We start from the raw sequence: 16,031 nt of genomic DNA, 5'->3' as shown, positions 1-16,031 counted from the left end.
TGCCCCGTCACCGTCCCGCATCCCGTCCACCGGGGCGATCGGTGCTGCGGTTAACGTCAGATGTGCCCTGCGCCCTCAGCGGTGAAACCGGACGCGAAAGGTAGAGTCCGGCGGCGTGCACCTCAAGGCCCTGACCCTGCGCGGTTTCAAGTCGTTCGCCTCCGCCACCACGCTGCGCTTCGAACCGGGGATCACCTGCGTCGTCGGCCCCAACGGGTCGGGCAAGTCCAATGTGGTCGACGCGCTCTCCTGGGTCATGGGGGAGCAGGGCGCCAAGTCGCTGCGCGGCGGCAAGATGGAGGACGTCATCTTCGCCGGGACGACCGGCCGCCCGCCGCTCGGCCGCGCCGAGGTCTCGCTGACCATCGACAACTCGGACGGCGCGCTGCCCATCGAGTACGCCGAGGTGACGATCACCCGGATCATGTTCCGCAACGGCGGCAGCGAGTACCAGATCAACGGCGACACCTGCCGGCTGCTCGACATCCAGGAGCTCCTCTCCGACTCCGGCATCGGCCGCGAGATGCACGTCATCGTCGGCCAGGGACAGCTGGACTCCGTCCTGCACGCCGACCCGACGGGCCGCCGGGCGTTCATCGAGGAGGCCGCCGGCGTCCTCAAGCACCGCAGGCGCAAGGAGAAGGCGCTGCGGAAGCTCGACGCGATGGGCGCCAACCTCGCCCGCGTCCACGACCTCACCGAGGAACTCCGGCGCCGGCTCAAGCCGCTCGGCCGGCAGGCCGCCGTGGCCCGGCGCGCCGCGGTCATCCAGGCCGACCTGCGCGACACACGGCTGCGGTTGCTCGCCGACGACCTGGTGACCCTGCGCGGCGCGCTGCGCGAGGAGATCGCCGACGAGGCCGAGCTGAAACGCCGCAAGGACGTCGCCGAGGCGCGGCTGAGGGAGGCGCAGACGCGGGAGGCCGAGCTGGAGGGCGAGGTCCGCCGCCTCGCCCCGCGCCTCCAGCGGGCGCAGCAGAGCTGGTACGAGCTGTCGCAACTCGCCGAGCGGGTCCGCGGCACGGTCTCGCTCGCCGACGCCCGGGTGAAGAGCGCCGCCACCGCACCTCAGGAGGAGCGGCGCGGGCGGGACCCCGAGGAGATGGAACGCGAGGCCGCCCGGATCCGGGAGCAGGAAGCGGAGTCGACCGCCGCCCTCGAAGCCGCCGAGTACGCGCTGGAGGACACCGCCGCACACCGGGCCGAGCTGGAACGGGAGCTGGCGGCGGAGGAACGCCGGCTCAAGGACGCCGCGCGGGCCCTCGCCGACCGCAGGGAAGGGCTGGCCCGGCTCGGCGGCCAGGTCAACGCCGCCCGCGGCCGGGCCGCCGCCGCCCAGGCCGAGATCGACCGCCTCGCCGACGCCCGGGACGGGGCGGGGGAGCGGGCCGCCGCCGCACAGGAGGAGTACGAGCAGCTCAAGGCCGAGGTCGACGGACTCGACGCGGACGACGCCGAACTGACCGAGGCGCACACCCGCGCACAGCGGGACCTCGCGGCGGCGCAGGCCGCACACGGTGCCGCCCGCGACGCCGTGACCGAGGCCGAACGGAGCAGGGCCGCGACCGCCGCCCGCCACGACGCCCTCGCGCTCGGGCTGCGCCGCAAGGACGGCACCGGCGCGCTGCTCGGAGCGGGGGACCGGCTGACCGGGCTGCTCGGTCCGGCCGCCCGCCTCCTCGACGTCGAACCCGGGTACGAGGTGGCGGTGGCCGCGGCGCTCGGAGCGGCGGCGGACGCCGTCGCGGTGACCGGGACCGCGTCCGCCGCCGACGCGATCCGGCTGCTCCGTGCCGAGGACGCGGGCCGCGCCGCACTGCTGCTCGGAAGCACAGGGCCCGGCGGCGGCACCGGCGAGGAGGCGGGGCGGGTACCGGCACAGGGCGCCGAGCACGCCTCCGGGCAGCCGGCCGCGGTTCCGCCGCAGGCCGTCGCCGCCCCGTCGGAGGTTTCCGTGCCCGCCGCGCCGGCAGCGCCGGCCGGTGGGTCCGCGAGCGGGTCCGGCACGGCCGCCGGGCGGACGGGCCGGGGGGAAGCCGGCGCCGCCCGGCCGGTCTCCGGGCTCGTCCGAGCGCCGGGTGGACTCGTGGCCGCCGTGCGGGAGCTGACCCGTGACATGGTCGTGGTGGCGACGCTGGAGGACGCCGAGCGGCTCGTCGCCGCCGCACCGGGACTCACCGCCGTGACCGCGGAGGGAGACGTGCTCTCCGCCCACTTCGCGCACGGCGGGTCGGCCGGGGCACCCAGCCTGCTGGAGGTGCAGGCATCCGTCGACGAGGCGGCGGCGGAGCTGGCCGCGCTCGCCGTGGCGTGCGGAGAACTCGCCGAAATCCAGCGGCTGGCCGGCGAGCGGCGGGCGGAAGCCTCCGCCCGCGTGGACGAGCTGGGGGCGAGCCGCAGGAGCGCGGAGCGCGAGAAGTCCCAGGTGGCCCAGGAGCTGGGCCGCCTCGCCGGGCAGGCCAGGGGAGCGGCGGGCGAGGCCGAACGGGCCGCCGCCTCGGCCGTGCGCGCCCAGGAAGCGCTGGACCGCGCCACCGAAGACGCCGAGGTGCTGGCCGAACGCCTGCTGGTCGCCGAGGAGACACCCCTGGAGGAAGAACCGGACACCGCGCGGCGCGACCGGCTCGCGGCCGACGGTGCCAACGCCCGCCAGACCGAGATGGAGGCCCGTCTCCAGCTCCGTACCCACGAGGAGCGGGTCAAAGGGCTCGCGGGCCGGGCCGACTCCCTCGACCGGGGGGCCAGGGCCGAACGCGAGGCCCGCGCCCGCGCCGAGCAGCGCCGCGCCCGGCTGCGCCACGAGGCGGCCGTCGCCACCGCCGTGGCCTCCGGCGCCCGCCAGCTCCTCGCGCACGTCGAGGTGTCCGTGGTCCGTGCGCAGGAGGAGCGGGCGGCGGCCGAGGCCGCCAAGGCCGGACGGGAGGACGAACTCTCCGCCGCCCGCGGAGCCGGCCGGGACCTCAAGGAGGAGCTGGACAAGCTCACCGACTCGGTCCACCGGGGCGAGGTGCTGGGCGCCGAGAAGCGGCTGCGCATCGAACAGCTGGAGACGAAGGCGCTGGAGGAGCTGGGCGTCGACCCCCCGACGCTGGAGGCCGAGTACGGCCCCGGCCAGCCCGTACCGCCGTCGCCGCCGGCGGAGGGCGAGGAGCTGCCCGAGGACCCCGAGCACCCGCGCAACCGGCCACGGCCCTTCGTCCGGGCGGAGCAGGAGAAGCGGCTGAAGTTGGCCGAACGGGCGTACCAGCAACTCGGGAAGGTGAATCCGCTCGCCCTGGAGGAGTTCTCCGCGCTGGAGGAGCGCCACCAGTTCCTCGCCGAGCAGCTCGACGACCTGAGGAAGACCCGTGCCGACCTCCTCCAGGTCGTCAAGGAGGTCGACGAGCGGGTCGAGCGGGTGTTCACCGAGGCGTACCGGGACACTGCCCGCGAGTTCGAGGGCGTCTTCTCGCGGCTCTTTCCCGGCGGCGACGGCCGGTTGATCCTCACCGACCCGGACCACATGCTCACCACCGGTGTCGACGTGGAGGCGCGGCCCCCGGGCAAGAAGGTGAAGCGTCTCTCGCTGCTCTCCGGGGGCGAGCGGTCCCTGACGGCGGTGGCCCTGCTGGTCGCCATCTTCAAGGCCAGGCCGAGCCCGTTCTACGTGATGGACGAGGTGGAAGCGGCTCTCGACGACACCAATCTGCAGCGGCTCATCCGCATCATGGAGGAACTCCAGGAGAGTTCCCAGCTGATCGTGATCACGCATCAGAAACGGACGATGGAGGTCGCCGACGCGCTCTACGGCGTTTCCATGCAGGGTGACGGAGTATCGAAAGTCATCAGTCAGCGTCTTCGCTGAATCTTCACGAAATTCCCCGGGTGACTTCACGCGAATGGCGGGCACCGGGGTAGGAGTCGGCTTTCAGACACGTCCGCATACGACGGTGCGACGGAGGGTCTCCGGCGCATCCGCTCCGTATTCAAGTGGTGGCGAGCTGTTTCGTATGTACCACTTGAAGGGCTCATCCATCCACGTCTGACGTTGCGGGCAGGCACCAGGAGTTCATGTGACCAGCAGAGTGCAAGGACCGGAGTCCGGAGCCAGGGGGGCCCACCCGGACCACATCGGGCACGTCATCTTCATCACGGCCGCGGCCGCGATGGGCGGTTTCCTGTTCGGCTACGACAGCTCCGTGATCAACGGCGCCGTCGAAGCCATCCGCGACCGGTACGACATCGGGTCCGGAACCCTCGCCCAGGTCATCGCCATCGCCCTCATCGGCTGCGCCATCGGCGCCGCTACGGCGGGGCGCATCGCCGACCGCATCGGCCGTATCCGGTGCATGCAGATCGCCGCCGTGCTGTTCACCATCAGCGCGGTGGGTTCGGCGCTCCCCTTCGCCCTCTGGGACCTGGCGATGTGGCGCATCATCGGCGGCTTCGGCATCGGCATGGCCTCCGTCATCGGCCCGGCCTACATCGCCGAGGTCTCGCCGCCCGCCTACCGCGGCCGCCTCGGCTCCTTCCAGCAGGCCGCGATCGTCATCGGCATCGCCATCTCGCAGCTGGTCAACTACGGCATCCTGCAGATCGCCGACGGTGACCAGCGCGGCAAGATCGGCGGCCTGGAGGCCTGGCAGTGGATGCTCGGCGTGATGGTGGTGCCGGCGGTCCTGTACGGACTGCTCTCCTTCGCCATCCCGGAGTCGCCGCGCTATCTGATCTCGGTCGGCAAGAAGGACCGGGCCCGCAAGATCCTCTCGGAGGTGGAGGGGAAGAACGTCGATCTGGACGCCCGCGTCACCGAGATCGAGACGGCGATGCACCGGGAGCACAAGTCCTCCTTCAAGGACCTGCTGGGCAGCCGCTTCGGCTTCCTGCCCATCGTCTGGGTCGGTATCGGACTCTCGGTCTTCCAGCAGCTCGTCGGCATCAACGTCGCCTTCTACTACTCGGCGACGCTGTGGCAGTCGGTCGGCATCGACCCGACGGACTCGTTCTTCTACTCGTTCACGACCTCGATCGTGAACATCATCGGTACGGTCATCGCGATGGTCCTGGTCGACCGGGTCGGCCGCAAACCGCTCGCCCTCACCGGCTCCATCGGCATGGCCGTCGCGCTGGCCTTCGAGGCGTGGGCCTTCTCCGCCAAACTGGTCGACGGGAAACTGCCCAACACCGAGGGCACCGTGGCGCTGATCGCCGCCCACGTCTTCGTGCTCTTCTTCGCCCTCTCCTGGGGTGTCATCGTCTGGGTCTTCCTCGGTGAGATGTTCCCCAACCGCATCCGCGCCGCCGCCCTGGGCGTGGCCGCGTCCGCGCAGTGGATCGCCAACTGGGCCATCACCGCGAGCTTCCCGAGCCTCGCGGACTGGAACCTCTCGGGGACGTACATCATCTACACCTGCTTCGCGGCCCTCTCGATCCCCTTCGTGGTGCTCTTCGTGAAGGAGACCAAGGGCAAGGCCCTGGAGGAGATGGGCTGACCCGCCCGCCCCGTCGGCCCGCACCGCTCCCACCGCCCCGGCTCCGGCCGGGGCGGTCGGCGTGTCGGGGTGCCTCGACGCACAGGGAGATCCCGGCGCCGCGAGGGCTCCCGCCACCCACGGCCGCGAGGTGTCCCCGCCCCGCACCGGAGCCCCGCCCGCCCCGTCGGCCGGCCTGCTCCCTGACCGCCAAAAGGCGCAAAGTCGGGCATCGTATGCGCAGGGGTCTGCGGAGGCAGCTCCGCGACCCCGCCCGTGGCCGATACTGGACGGGTTATGGACATCGTCATCCTTGCTGTAGTCATCGCCCTGGTCGCTGTCGGCCTGATCAGTGGGCTCGTGGTCAGCAGCCGCAAGAAGAAGCAGCTGCCGCCCTCGGCTCCGTCGAGCACGCCGACCATCACGCCTCCCGCCGGACCCCGCGCCGGCGAGGAGCCCGAGGCGCCGCGCGACGAAGCGCGGCGCACCGCCGAGGAGGGCGGTCTCCCGGACACCGGGGCCCCCGCCGAGGAGGCTCCGCCCGTCGTCGGGGAGGAAGCCCCCGCCCTCGACGTACCCGAACCCACCGCGGGCCGCCTCGTACGGCTCCGTGCCCGGCTCGCCCGCTCGCAGAACTCCCTCGGCAAGGGGCTGCTCGCGCTCCTGTCCCGGGACAACCTCGACGAGGACACCTGGGAGGAGATCGAGGACACCCTCCTCACCGCCGACGTCGGCGTGGCTCCCACCCAGGAGCTCGTCGAACGCCTCCGCGAACGCGTCCGGGTGCTCGGCACCCGGACCCCCGAGGAGCTGCGCGCCCTGCTGCGCGAAGAACTGATCACCCTGCTCGGTCCCGGCCTCGACCGTGAGGTCAGGACCGAGGGCGGGCCCGAGACCCCGGGCGTCGTCATGGTCGTCGGCGTCAACGGCACCGGCAAGACCACCACGACCGGGAAACTCGCCCGGGTCCTCGTGGCGGACGGCCGCAGTGTGGTCCTCGGTGCCGCCGACACCTTCCGCGCCGCCGCCGCCGACCAGCTCCAGACCTGGGGCGAGCGCGTCGGCGCCCGTACGGTCCGCGGCCCGGAGGGCGGCGACCCGGCGTCCATCGCCTTCGACGCCGTGAAGGAGGGCATCGCCCAGGGTGCGGACGTCGTCCTCATCGACACCGCCGGCCGGCTGCACACCAAGACCGGTCTGATGGACGAGCTCGGCAAGGTCAAGCGCGTCGTGGAGAAGCACGGTCCCCTCGACGAGATCCTGCTCGTGCTCGACGCCACCACCGGTCAGAACGGTCTGGTCCAGGCCCGCGTCTTCGCCGAGGTCGTGGACATCACGGGCATCGTCCTGACCAAGCTCGACGGCACCGCCAAGGGCGGCATCGTCATCGCCGTCCAGCGCGAACTGGGCGTACCGGTGAAGCTCATCGGGCTCGGCGAGGGCCCGGACGACCTGGCCCCCTTCGAGCCGGGCGCCTTCGTCGACGCGCTGATCGGCGACTGACCGCTCCACGCACTCCGTACGCACGCCGAGGGGCGGCGGTCCCCGACCGGGGACCGCCGCCCCTCGGCGTTTCCCGCCGCCGGGGGTCAGGTGCGGTGGCAGCTGTAGGCCAGCGTGCCCAGCAGGAGCCGGGCGGGCGGGGGAGCGGCCGCCGTGCCGGGGGCGGGAGGCCGCAGCCAGCGCACCGGGCCGAGGCCGCCGAGGTCGCAGGGGGGCGCGGTGATGTGGGTGCCCGGGCCGAGGGCGCGCAGGTCGAGCGGCGCGTCGTCCCAGCCCATCCGGTAGAGCAGCTTGGGCAGTTGGGCGGCGGCTCCGGGAGCGACGAAGAACTGTGCACGGCCGTCCGGGGTCACCGCCACCGGGCCGAGCGGCAGCCCCATCCGCTCCAGTCGCACCAGCGCCCGCCGTCCGGCCGCCTCCGCCACCTCCAGGATGTCGAAGGCGCGGCCCACCGGCAGCATCATCGAGGCTCCCGGGACGTCCGCCCACGCGCAGGCCGCGACGTCGGGGGAGGCTCCGGCGGGAACCTCGCGGGCGGACTCCAGGGGGTGCGCGCCCGGCGCGTCGCAGCGGCGGTCGCCGCAGGAGCAGGTGCCGGTCCGCGCGCGGGCCCCGGGCCGCACGGCCCACCCCCACCGCCCCGTGTACTCCGCCACGAACGTGCTGCCGGCCGTGCGGTCGCGCCGCCGCGACCCGGATCCCAGCTCACGGATGCCGCCGATCGTGAAGCCCATGCCCCCTCCAACGGGTCCGACGCGCCGATGGTTACGTGGCGGCGGCCGCAGGTGGATCGGGCGCCCGCCGCGGTCGCCCCCGAACGGGTGGCGCACCTGAGCGCGGGGGGTGGTGCGATCCGATGCGCACCACCGCAGCACTCTTTCGCGCCCCCTGTTGTTAGGCGCCTGTCAAGTCAAGCGCGCCCCGGGCCGGACGTGTTCATTCGAAGGGGTGGCGAATGGTGGCGTTTCTCCATTCGCCCTCGCCGGGAGGGTGATCGTAGGATTACCGTCGGTACACGGATTCTGGGAGTATGAGTCCCCGCGGGTATGCCGAGGGCAACCCGATTTCTTGTTCGATGGCGGCCAACTTCCGTACGGGCGGCGCCGGGTTACGGCATTGTGGGTAACCGGGCAGAGGTTCGCGCGAAGGGGTTTCGGCGAGATGGGGGGCGTTCCGGTGAGTGGCAGTGGCGCAGGCGACACGAATGCCGGAAAGCGCCCCAACGGACAACTACAGTCATGGTTCGTCCGCAGCGGCTGGTCCAAGGGCGAGCTCGCGCGCCAGGTCAACCGCCGGGCCCGCCAGATGGGCGCCCACCACATCAGTACGGACACCTCGCGCGTGCGGCGCTGGCTCGACGGGGAGCAGCCCCGTGAGCCGATCCCCCGCATCCTCTCGGAGCTCTTCTCGGAGCGCTTCGGCAGCGTCGTCGCCGTGGAGGACCTGGGCCTGCGGACCGCCCACCAGTCGCCCTCGGTCTCCGGCGTGGACCTGCCCTGGGCGGCCCCGCAGACCATCGCGCTGCTCAGCGAGTTCTCCCGCAGCGACCTGATGCTCGCCCGCCGGGGCTTCCTCGGCTCCTCGCTGACGCTCGCCGCCGGACCCACGCTGATCGAGCCCATGCAGCGCTGGCTGGTTCCCGTCACCCCCGGCGGAGCGGTCGAACCCGAGTCGCCCGCCTCCGCCCGCCGCCCCTCGCGCCTCTCCAAGCCCGAGCTCGACCTGCTGGAGTCCACCACGGCGATGTTCCGCCAGTGGGACGCGCAGTGCGGCGGCGGACTGCGCCGCAAGGCGGTCGTCGGTCAACTCCACGAGGTCACCGACCTGTTGCAGGAGCCGCAGCCCGCCGCCACCGCCGTCCGCCTCTTCCGCTGCGCCGCCGAACTCGCCGAACTGGCGGGGTGGATGAGTTACGACGTCGGTCTCCAGCCCACCGCGCAGAAGTACTTCGTCCTCGCGCTGCACGCCGCCAAGGAGGCCGGGGACAAGCCGCTCGGTTCGTACATCCTCTCCAGCATGAGCCGCCAGATGATCCACCTCGGCCGCCCCGACGACGCCCTGGAGCTGATCCACCTCGCGCAGTACGGCAGCCGGGACTGCGCGACCTCCCGCACCCAGGCGATGCTGTATGCGATGGAGGCCCGTGCCTTCGCCAACATGGGCCAGCCCGGGAAGTGCAAGCGCGCGGTCCGCATGGCCGAGGACACCTACCTCGACGCCGGTCTGGACGACGAGCCCGAGCCCGACTGGATCAAGTTCTTCTCCGAGGCCGAACTCAACGGCGAGAACGCCCACTCCTTCCGTGACCTGGCCTATGTGGCCGGCCGCAGTCCCACGTACGCCTCGCTCGCCGAACCCGCGATGACCAGAGCCGTCAAACTCTTCGCCGAGGACGACGAGCATCACCGCTCGTACGCGCTCAACCTCATCGGCATGGCCACCGTCCATCTGCTGCGCCGCGAGCCCGAGCAGGCGACCGTGCTGGCCGGCCAGGCGCTCGAAGTCGCCAAGAAGGTCCGCTCCGAGCGCGTCAACACCCGACTGCGCAAGACCGTCGACGCCGCTGCCAGGGACTTCGGCGACGTGGCCGATGTCGCGCACCTCACCGAGGTGCTCGGCGAGCAGCTGCCGGAGACCGCCGAAGCGGTCTGACACCACCCCGCTCCGCCCCGCGGCCACCGGCCGCGGCGGCCGCCCCGCCACCCCGGGCCGGCCCCTTCCGGAGCAGGTGGACGGGGACCGCCGTGGCCGATTCGCGTGTCGCGGGAGTTCAACCGCACCGTATGCGGCATGGGCGGCATGGTAGGCGGGACACCGGATGCGACGCTCCCGGTTCATGCCGACGTAACACTCCCGGTGGCTTCGTCACTGAGGCGAAACACCCAGCGGCATTCCTGGAAACGGCGCTCGGCCAATCTCATGGCGCATAAGGCCCGCACCTTTTCCCAGTGGTCCCGCAGCCTTCCCCCGCACGCCGCGGCCGCTCCGACGACGAGGAGACGCCGATGCCCCCAGGCATCACGACGCTTGCCGCAGACACCCCTCAGCTGTCTGCCGCCAACACCGGGTTCATGCTCATCTGCTCGGCCCTGGTGATGCTCATGACCCCGGCCCTGGCCTTCTTCTACGGAGGCATGGTCCGGGTCAAGAGCAGCCTCAACATGCTGATGATGAGCTTCATCAGCCTCGGGATCGTGACGATCCTTTGGGTGCTCTACGGATTCAGCCTCGCCTTCGGCACCGACTCCGGCTCGATCATCGGCTGGTCCTCGGACTATGTCGGCCTCAGCGGCATCGGTGTGAACGAGCTCTGGGACGGCTACACCATCCCGGTGTACGTCTTCGCCGTCTTCCAGCTGATGTTCGCCATCATCACCCCCGCGCTGATCAGCGGAGCCCTCGCCGACCGCGTGAAGTTCACCGCCTGGGCGCTCTTCATCACCCTCTGGGTGACCGTGGTCTACTTCCCCGTCGCGCACTGGGTGTGGGGAGCCGGCGGCTGGCTCTTCGACCTGGGAGTCATCGACTTCGCCGGTGGTACGGCCGTCCACATCAACGCGGGTGCCGCGGCCCTGGGCGTGATCCTCGTGATCGGCAAGCGGGTCGGCTTCAAGCGCGACCCGATGCGGCCGCACAGCCTGCCGCTCGTCATGCTCGGTGCCGGTCTCCTGTGGTTCGGCTGGTTCGGCTTCAACGCCGGCTCGTGGCTGGGCAACGACGACGGCGTGGGCGCCGTGATGTTCGTCAACACGCAGGTCGCCACCGCCGCCGCGATGCTCGCCTGGCTCGGTTACGAGAAGCTGCGCCACGGCTCCTTCACCACCCTCGGTGCCGCCTCCGGCGCCGTCGCCGGTCTCGTCGCCATCACCCCGTCGGGCGGCGCCGTCAGCCCGCTCGGCGCCATCGCCATCGGTCTCATCGCCGGTGTCCTGTGCGCCATGGCGGTCGGCCTGAAGTACAGGTTCGGCTACGACGACTCGCTCGACGTCGTCGGCGTCCACCTCGTCGGCGGTGTCGCCGGCTCCCTGCTCATCGGCTTCTTCGCCACCGGCGGTGTCCAGTCCGACGCCAAGGGCCTCTTCTACGGGGGCGGACTCGACCAGCTCGGCAAGCAGGCCGTCGGTGTCTTCTCCGTCCTGGCCTACTCTCTGGTGGTGTCCGCGATCCTCGCCTTCCTCGTCGACAAGACGATCGGTATGCGGGTCACCGAGGACGACGAGATCTCCGGGATCGACCAGGTCGAGCACGCCGAGACCGCGTACGACTTCAGCGGAGCCGGCGGCGGCGCGGCCTCCCGCACCGCGGCACCGGTCCTGGACACCCCGGCAGCTCCGAACAAGAAGGTGGACGCATGAAGCTCATCACGGCGGTCGTGAAGCCCCACCGGCTGGACGAGATCAAGGAAGCCCTCCAGGCCTTCGGCGTCCACGGGCTCACGGTGACCGAGGCCAGCGGCTACGGACGCCAGCGCGGCCACACCGAGGTCTACCGCGGTGCCGAGTACACCGTCGACCTCGTACCCAAGATCCGCATCGAGGTCCTGGTCGAGGACGAGGACTCCGAACAGCTCATCGACGTCGTCGTGAAGGCGGCCCGCACCGGCAAGATCGGTGACGGCAAGGTCTGGAGCGTGCCGGTCGACACGGCGGTCCGCGTACGGACCGGCGAACGCGGCCCGGACGCCCTCTGACAACGACGCCCGTGGAACGGAAGGCAGCTGGGTGACGAGTACCGAAGTGACCACCGAAACCGAAGACTCGGGACCCAGCGGCTATGCGGCGGCCCGGCTGCGTCTCCTCCAGCAGGAGACGCGGTCCGGGCCGCCGCGCCGTGCGGCCCTCGCCGGTCTCACCGACGACTGGCTGAACGGCCTCTTCACCGCCGCCGCCGAACACGCGGGAGTGCGCGGCGCCGCCCTCGTCGCCGTCGGCGGGTACGGCCGCGGCGAGCTCTCCCCGCGCAGCGACCTCGACCTGCTCCTGCTGCACGACGGTTCGGCCGACGCCGCGGCCGTCTCCGCGCTGGCCGACCGCATCTGGTACCCCGTCTGGGACCTCGGCCTCGCGCTCGACCACTCCGTACGCACCCCGGCGGAGGCCCGCAAGGCCGCCGGCGACGACCTCAAGGTCCACCTCGGCCTGCTGGACGCCCGCGCGGTCGCCGGTGACGTGGGACTCGTCGCCGCGCTGCGCACCCACGTCCTCGCCGACTGGCGCAACCAGGCCGCCAAGCGGCTGCCCGCCCTCCACGACCTGTGCCAGGAGCGCGCCGAACGCATGGGCGAGCTCCAGTTCCTCCTCGAACCCGACCTCAAGGAAGCCCGCGGCGGCCTCCGCGACGCCACCGCGCTGCGGGCCGTCGCCGCCTCCTGGGTCGCCGACGCCCCCCGCGAAGGACTCGCCGAGGCGCGCCGCACCCTGCTGGACACCCGCGACGCCCTGCACCTCGCGACCGGCCGGGCCACCGACCGGCTCGCCCTCCAGGAACAGGACCAGGTCGCCGAGGCGCTCGGACTCCTCGACGCCGACGCCCTGCTGCGCCAGGTCTACGAGGCCGCCCGCACCGTCTCGTACGCCACCGACGTCACCTGGCGGGAGGTCAACCGCGTCCTGCGCGCCCGCTCCACGCGCCCCCGGCTCCGCGCCATGCTCGGCGGCGCGAAGCCCGCCCCGGAACGCACCCCGCTCGCCGACGGCGTGGTCGAGGCGGACGGCGAGGTCGTCCTCGCCCGTTCCGCCCGCCCCGAGCGCGACCCCGTGCTGACCCTGCGTGCGGCGGCGGCCGCCGCCGAGTCCGGGCTCCCGCTCTCCCGTCACCTGGTGCGCCACCTCGCCGGAGCGGCGGCCCCCCTCTCCGTGCCCTGGCCCCCCGAGGCGCGCGAGGAACTGGTCACCCTGCTCGGCGCCGGGGAGGCGACCATCGCGGTCTGGGAGGCCCTGGAAGCCGAGGGCATCGTCACCCGGCTGCTGCCCGACTGGGAGCGGGTCCACTGCCGCCCGCAGCGCAACGCCGTCCACACCTGGACCGTGGACCGCCATCTCGTCGAGACGGCCGTCCGCGCCGCCTCCCTCACCCGCCGGGTCGGCCGCCCCGACCTGCTGCTGGTCGCCGCCCTGCTGCACGACATCGGCAAGGGCTGGCCCGGGGACCACTCCGTCGCGGGGGAGGTCATCGCCCGCGACATGGCCACCCGCATCGGGTTCGACAAGGCCGATGTCGCCGTCGTCGCCACCCTCGTGCGCCACCACCTGCTGCTGATCGAGACCGCGACCCGGCGCGACCTCGACGACCCGGACACCGTCGCCTCGGTCGCCGGGACGGTCGGCTCCCTCTCCACCCTGGAACTGCTCCACGCGCTCACCGAGGCCGACGCGTTGGCCACCGGGCCCGCCGCCTGGAGCACGTGGCGCGCCTCCCTCGTCGACGACCTCGTCGGGCGGGTGGCCGCCGTGCTGGCCGGGGAGGCACCCCTCGACCCCGGCCCCGCGGTGCCCGACGCCGAACAGGAGCGCCTCGCCGTCGAGGCGCTGTGCACCGGGGAACCCGTCCTCGCCCTGCACACCCAGCCCGAACCGCCCTCCGAGTCGGGCGACCCGGGACCGGTGGGCGTCGAACTCCTCATCGCGCTGCCGGACCGCCCCGGGGTGCTGCCCGCCGTCGCCGGGGTGCTCGCCCTGCACCGCCTCACCGTCCGCGCCGCCGACCTGCGGGCCGTCGAGCCCCCCACCGAGGTGGGCGAATCCGCCGACCTGCTGCTGCTCAGCTGGCGGGTGGCCGCCGAGTACGGTTCGCTGCCGCAGGCGTCGCGCCTGCGCGCCGACCTGCTGCGGGTGCTCGACGGCACGCTCGACATCCAGGCCCGCCTCGCCGAACGGGAGTCCGCCTACCCCAGGCGGCGCGGCATCAAGGCCCCGCCGCCCCGGGTCACCGTCGCATCCGCCGCCTCACGGCAGGCCACGGTCATCGAGGTCCGCGCCCAGGACGCCCCCGGACTGCTGCACCGGATCGGCCGGGCACTGGAGGAGAGCGCGGTCCGCGTGCGCTCGGCCCACGTCTCGACCCTCGGCGCCAACGCGGTGGACACCGTCTACGTCACCCGCCCCGACGGGACACTCCTCTCCGACGAGGAGGCCGCCACCGTGGCGAAGTCGCTGGAAGCCGCCCTGCGCTGAGCCGCGTGCCGTCCCGGGCGGGCCCCGGCGCGCGCGGGAGTCCTCCCCGCGCGCCGGGCCCCGCCCCGTTCGTACCGATCGCCACCGGCGAGGACGGCCGCTCGCCCGGGCCGGATACTCTAGGAGGCGACCTGCCACGCCCCCGACCCTGAGGACCGACGAGCGCCGTGTTCGATACTCTCTCCGACCGCCTTGCCGCGACTTTCAAGAACCTCCGGGGCAAGGGCCGCTTGTCCGAGGCGGACATCGACGCCACGGCTCGCGAGATCCGTATCGCCCTGCTCGAGGCGGACGTCGCGCTGCCGGTGGTCCGTGCCTTCATCGCCAACGTCAAGGAGCGGGCGCGCGGCGCCGAGGTCTCCGGTGCGCTGAACCCGGCCCAGCAGGTCGTCAAGATCGTCAACGAGGAGCTCGTCTCCATCCTCGGCGGGGAGACCCGGCGGCTGCGGTTCGCGAAGAATCCGCCCACCGTGATCATGCTCGCGGGCCTCCAGGGCGCCGGTAAGACGACCCTCGCCGGAAAGCTCGGCCTCTGGCTCAAGGGACAGGGGCACTCCCCCCTCCTCGTCGCCTGCGACCTCCAGCGCCCCAACGCCGTCAACCAGCTGAGCGTCGTCGGCCAGCGCGCGGGCGTCGCCGTGTACGCGCCGGAGCCGGGCAACGGCGTCGGTGACCCGGTGAAGGTCGCGAAGGACTCCATCGAGTTCGCCAAGGCCAAGGTCCACGACATCGTCATCGTCGACACCGCGGGCCGCCTCGGCATCGACCAGGAGCTGATGCGCCAGGCCGCGGACATCCGCGACGCCGTCGACCCGGACGAGATCCTCTTCGTCGTCGACGCGATGATCGGTCAGGACGCCGTCAACACCGCGGAGGCCTTCCGCGACGGCGTCGGCTTCGACGGCGTGGTGCTCTCCAAGCTCGACGGTGACGCCCGCGGTGGTGCTGCCCTGTCGATCGCCCACGTCACGGGCAAGCAGATCATGTTCGCGTCCAACGGCGAGAAGCTCGACGAGTTCGACGCCTTCCACCCGGACCGCATGGCCTCCCGCATCCTCGACATGGGTGACCTGCTCACCCTCATCGAGCAGGCGGAGAAGACGTTCAGCCAGGAAGAGGCCGCCAAAATGGCCTCCAAGCTGGCGTCGAGCAAGGGCAAGGACTTCACGCTCGACGACTTCCTGGCGCAGATGGAGCAGGTCCGCAAGATGGGCTCCATCTCCAAACTGCTCGGCATGCTGCCCGGCATGGGGCAGATCAAGGACCAGATCGCCAACATCGACGAACGCGACGTGGACCGCACCGCCGCGATCATCAAGTCGATGACGCCCAAGGAGCGCGCCGAGCCGACGATCATCAACGGTTCGCGCCGGGCCCGTATCGCCAAGGGCTCGGGCGTCGAGGTCTCCGCGGTGAAGAACCTCGTGGAGCGCTTCTTCGAAGCCCGCAAGATGATGTCGCGGATGGCCCAGGGCGGCGGCATGCCGGGCATGCCGGGGATGCCGGGCATGGGCGGCGGTGCCGGCCGGCAGAAGAAGCAGATCAAGCAGGCCAAGGGGAAGCGCAAGAGCGGCAACCCGATGAAGCGCAAGGCCGAGGAGCAGGCCGCCGCGGACCGTCGCGAGCAGGCCGCCGCGCAGGGCAACGCCTTCGGCGTACCGGGCCAGGAGGCGCAGGGCAAGGACTTCGAGCTGCCGGACGAGTTCAAGAAGTTCATGGGCTGACACCCGGAGCCGGCCCGGCCCACGGGCCCGCCGGCAACGCTGCTGAGGGGCGCGCACCGCGACGGTGCGCGCCCCTCCGGCGTGCCGCGTACGGCCCAGGGAGCGGACCCTCCACGGGCTCGGGGGCGCTTTCTCGCCTAATGTCACGCATACCGCCCCGCACGGTCGCCGGCGGTCGTGCG

9 protein-coding genes are annotated in these 16,031 nt (G+C 72.3%); 8 read left to right on the top strand and 1 reads right to left on the bottom strand.

The genetic code is table 11. From position 1 onward, the window contains the following. The first annotated feature begins 115 nt into the window (after window positions 1-115). The 3 genes from PZB77_RS07900 to ftsY all read left to right on the top strand — a co-directional run bounded on the left by PZB77_RS07900 (window position 116) and on the right by ftsY (window position 6,953). Entirely contained in the window at window positions 116-3,844 is a 3,729-nt protein-coding gene (locus PZB77_RS07900) for an AAA family ATPase (protein WP_275491856.1), read from the top strand. Window positions 3,845-4,052: 208 nt separating this feature from the next. Further along, window positions 4,053-5,471 carry a sugar porter family MFS transporter gene (locus tag PZB77_RS07895; RefSeq protein ID WP_275491855.1) on the top strand — a complete coding sequence of 473 codons (1,419 nt, stop codon included), beginning with the start codon at window positions 4,053-4,055 and terminating at the stop codon, window positions 5,469-5,471. Between the two features lie 276 nt (window positions 5,472-5,747). After that, a complete protein-coding gene (ftsY, locus tag PZB77_RS07890) occupies window positions 5,748-6,953 on the top strand; it encodes a signal recognition particle-docking protein FtsY (protein ID WP_275491854.1) in 1,206 nt (401 codons plus the stop codon). An 86-nt stretch (window positions 6,954-7,039) separates the two neighbouring features. Here the strand turns inward: ftsY and PZB77_RS07885 are convergent, their stop codons facing one another. Next, window positions 7,040-7,687, bottom strand: coding sequence for a bifunctional DNA primase/polymerase (locus PZB77_RS07885; RefSeq protein ID WP_275491853.1), 648 nt, complete (start codon window positions 7,685-7,687; stop codon window positions 7,040-7,042). Window positions 7,688-8,129: 442 nt separating this feature from the next. Between PZB77_RS07885 and PZB77_RS07880 the strand changes: the two genes are divergently transcribed. From PZB77_RS07880 to ffh, 5 genes are all read left to right on the top strand, one after another. Continuing rightward, complete coding sequence (locus tag PZB77_RS07880) at window positions 8,130-9,605, top strand: hypothetical protein (protein WP_275491852.1); 1,476 nt, start codon at window positions 8,130-8,132, stop codon at window positions 9,603-9,605. Window positions 9,606-9,958: 353 nt separating this feature from the next. Then, complete coding sequence (locus tag PZB77_RS07875) at window positions 9,959-11,308, top strand: ammonium transporter (protein WP_275491851.1); 1,350 nt, start codon at window positions 9,959-9,961, stop codon at window positions 11,306-11,308. After that, window positions 11,305-11,643, top strand: coding sequence for a P-II family nitrogen regulator (locus PZB77_RS07870; RefSeq protein WP_275491850.1), 339 nt, complete (start codon window positions 11,305-11,307; stop codon window positions 11,641-11,643). The genes PZB77_RS07875 and PZB77_RS07870 overlap by 4 nt, the downstream gene beginning before the upstream one ends. Before the next feature lie 31 nt (window positions 11,644-11,674). Then, entirely contained in the window at window positions 11,675-14,125 is a 2,451-nt protein-coding gene (locus PZB77_RS07865) for a [protein-PII] uridylyltransferase (RefSeq protein WP_275491849.1), read from the top strand. Between the two features lie 167 nt (window positions 14,126-14,292). After that, on the top strand, window positions 14,293-15,849 hold the full coding sequence (ffh, locus tag PZB77_RS07860; protein ID WP_275491848.1) for a signal recognition particle protein: 1,557 nt from the start codon (window positions 14,293-14,295) through the stop codon (window positions 15,847-15,849). The last annotated feature ends 182 nt before the right edge of the window (window positions 15,850-16,031 follow it).

The organism is Streptomyces sp. AM 2-1-1 (assembly GCF_029167645.1).
Classification (GTDB): domain Bacteria; phylum Actinomycetota; class Actinomycetes; order Streptomycetales; family Streptomycetaceae; genus Streptomyces.
The sequence above is the reverse complement of the archived record's forward strand: the minus strand, read 5'-3'. Positions and strand labels throughout refer to the sequence as shown.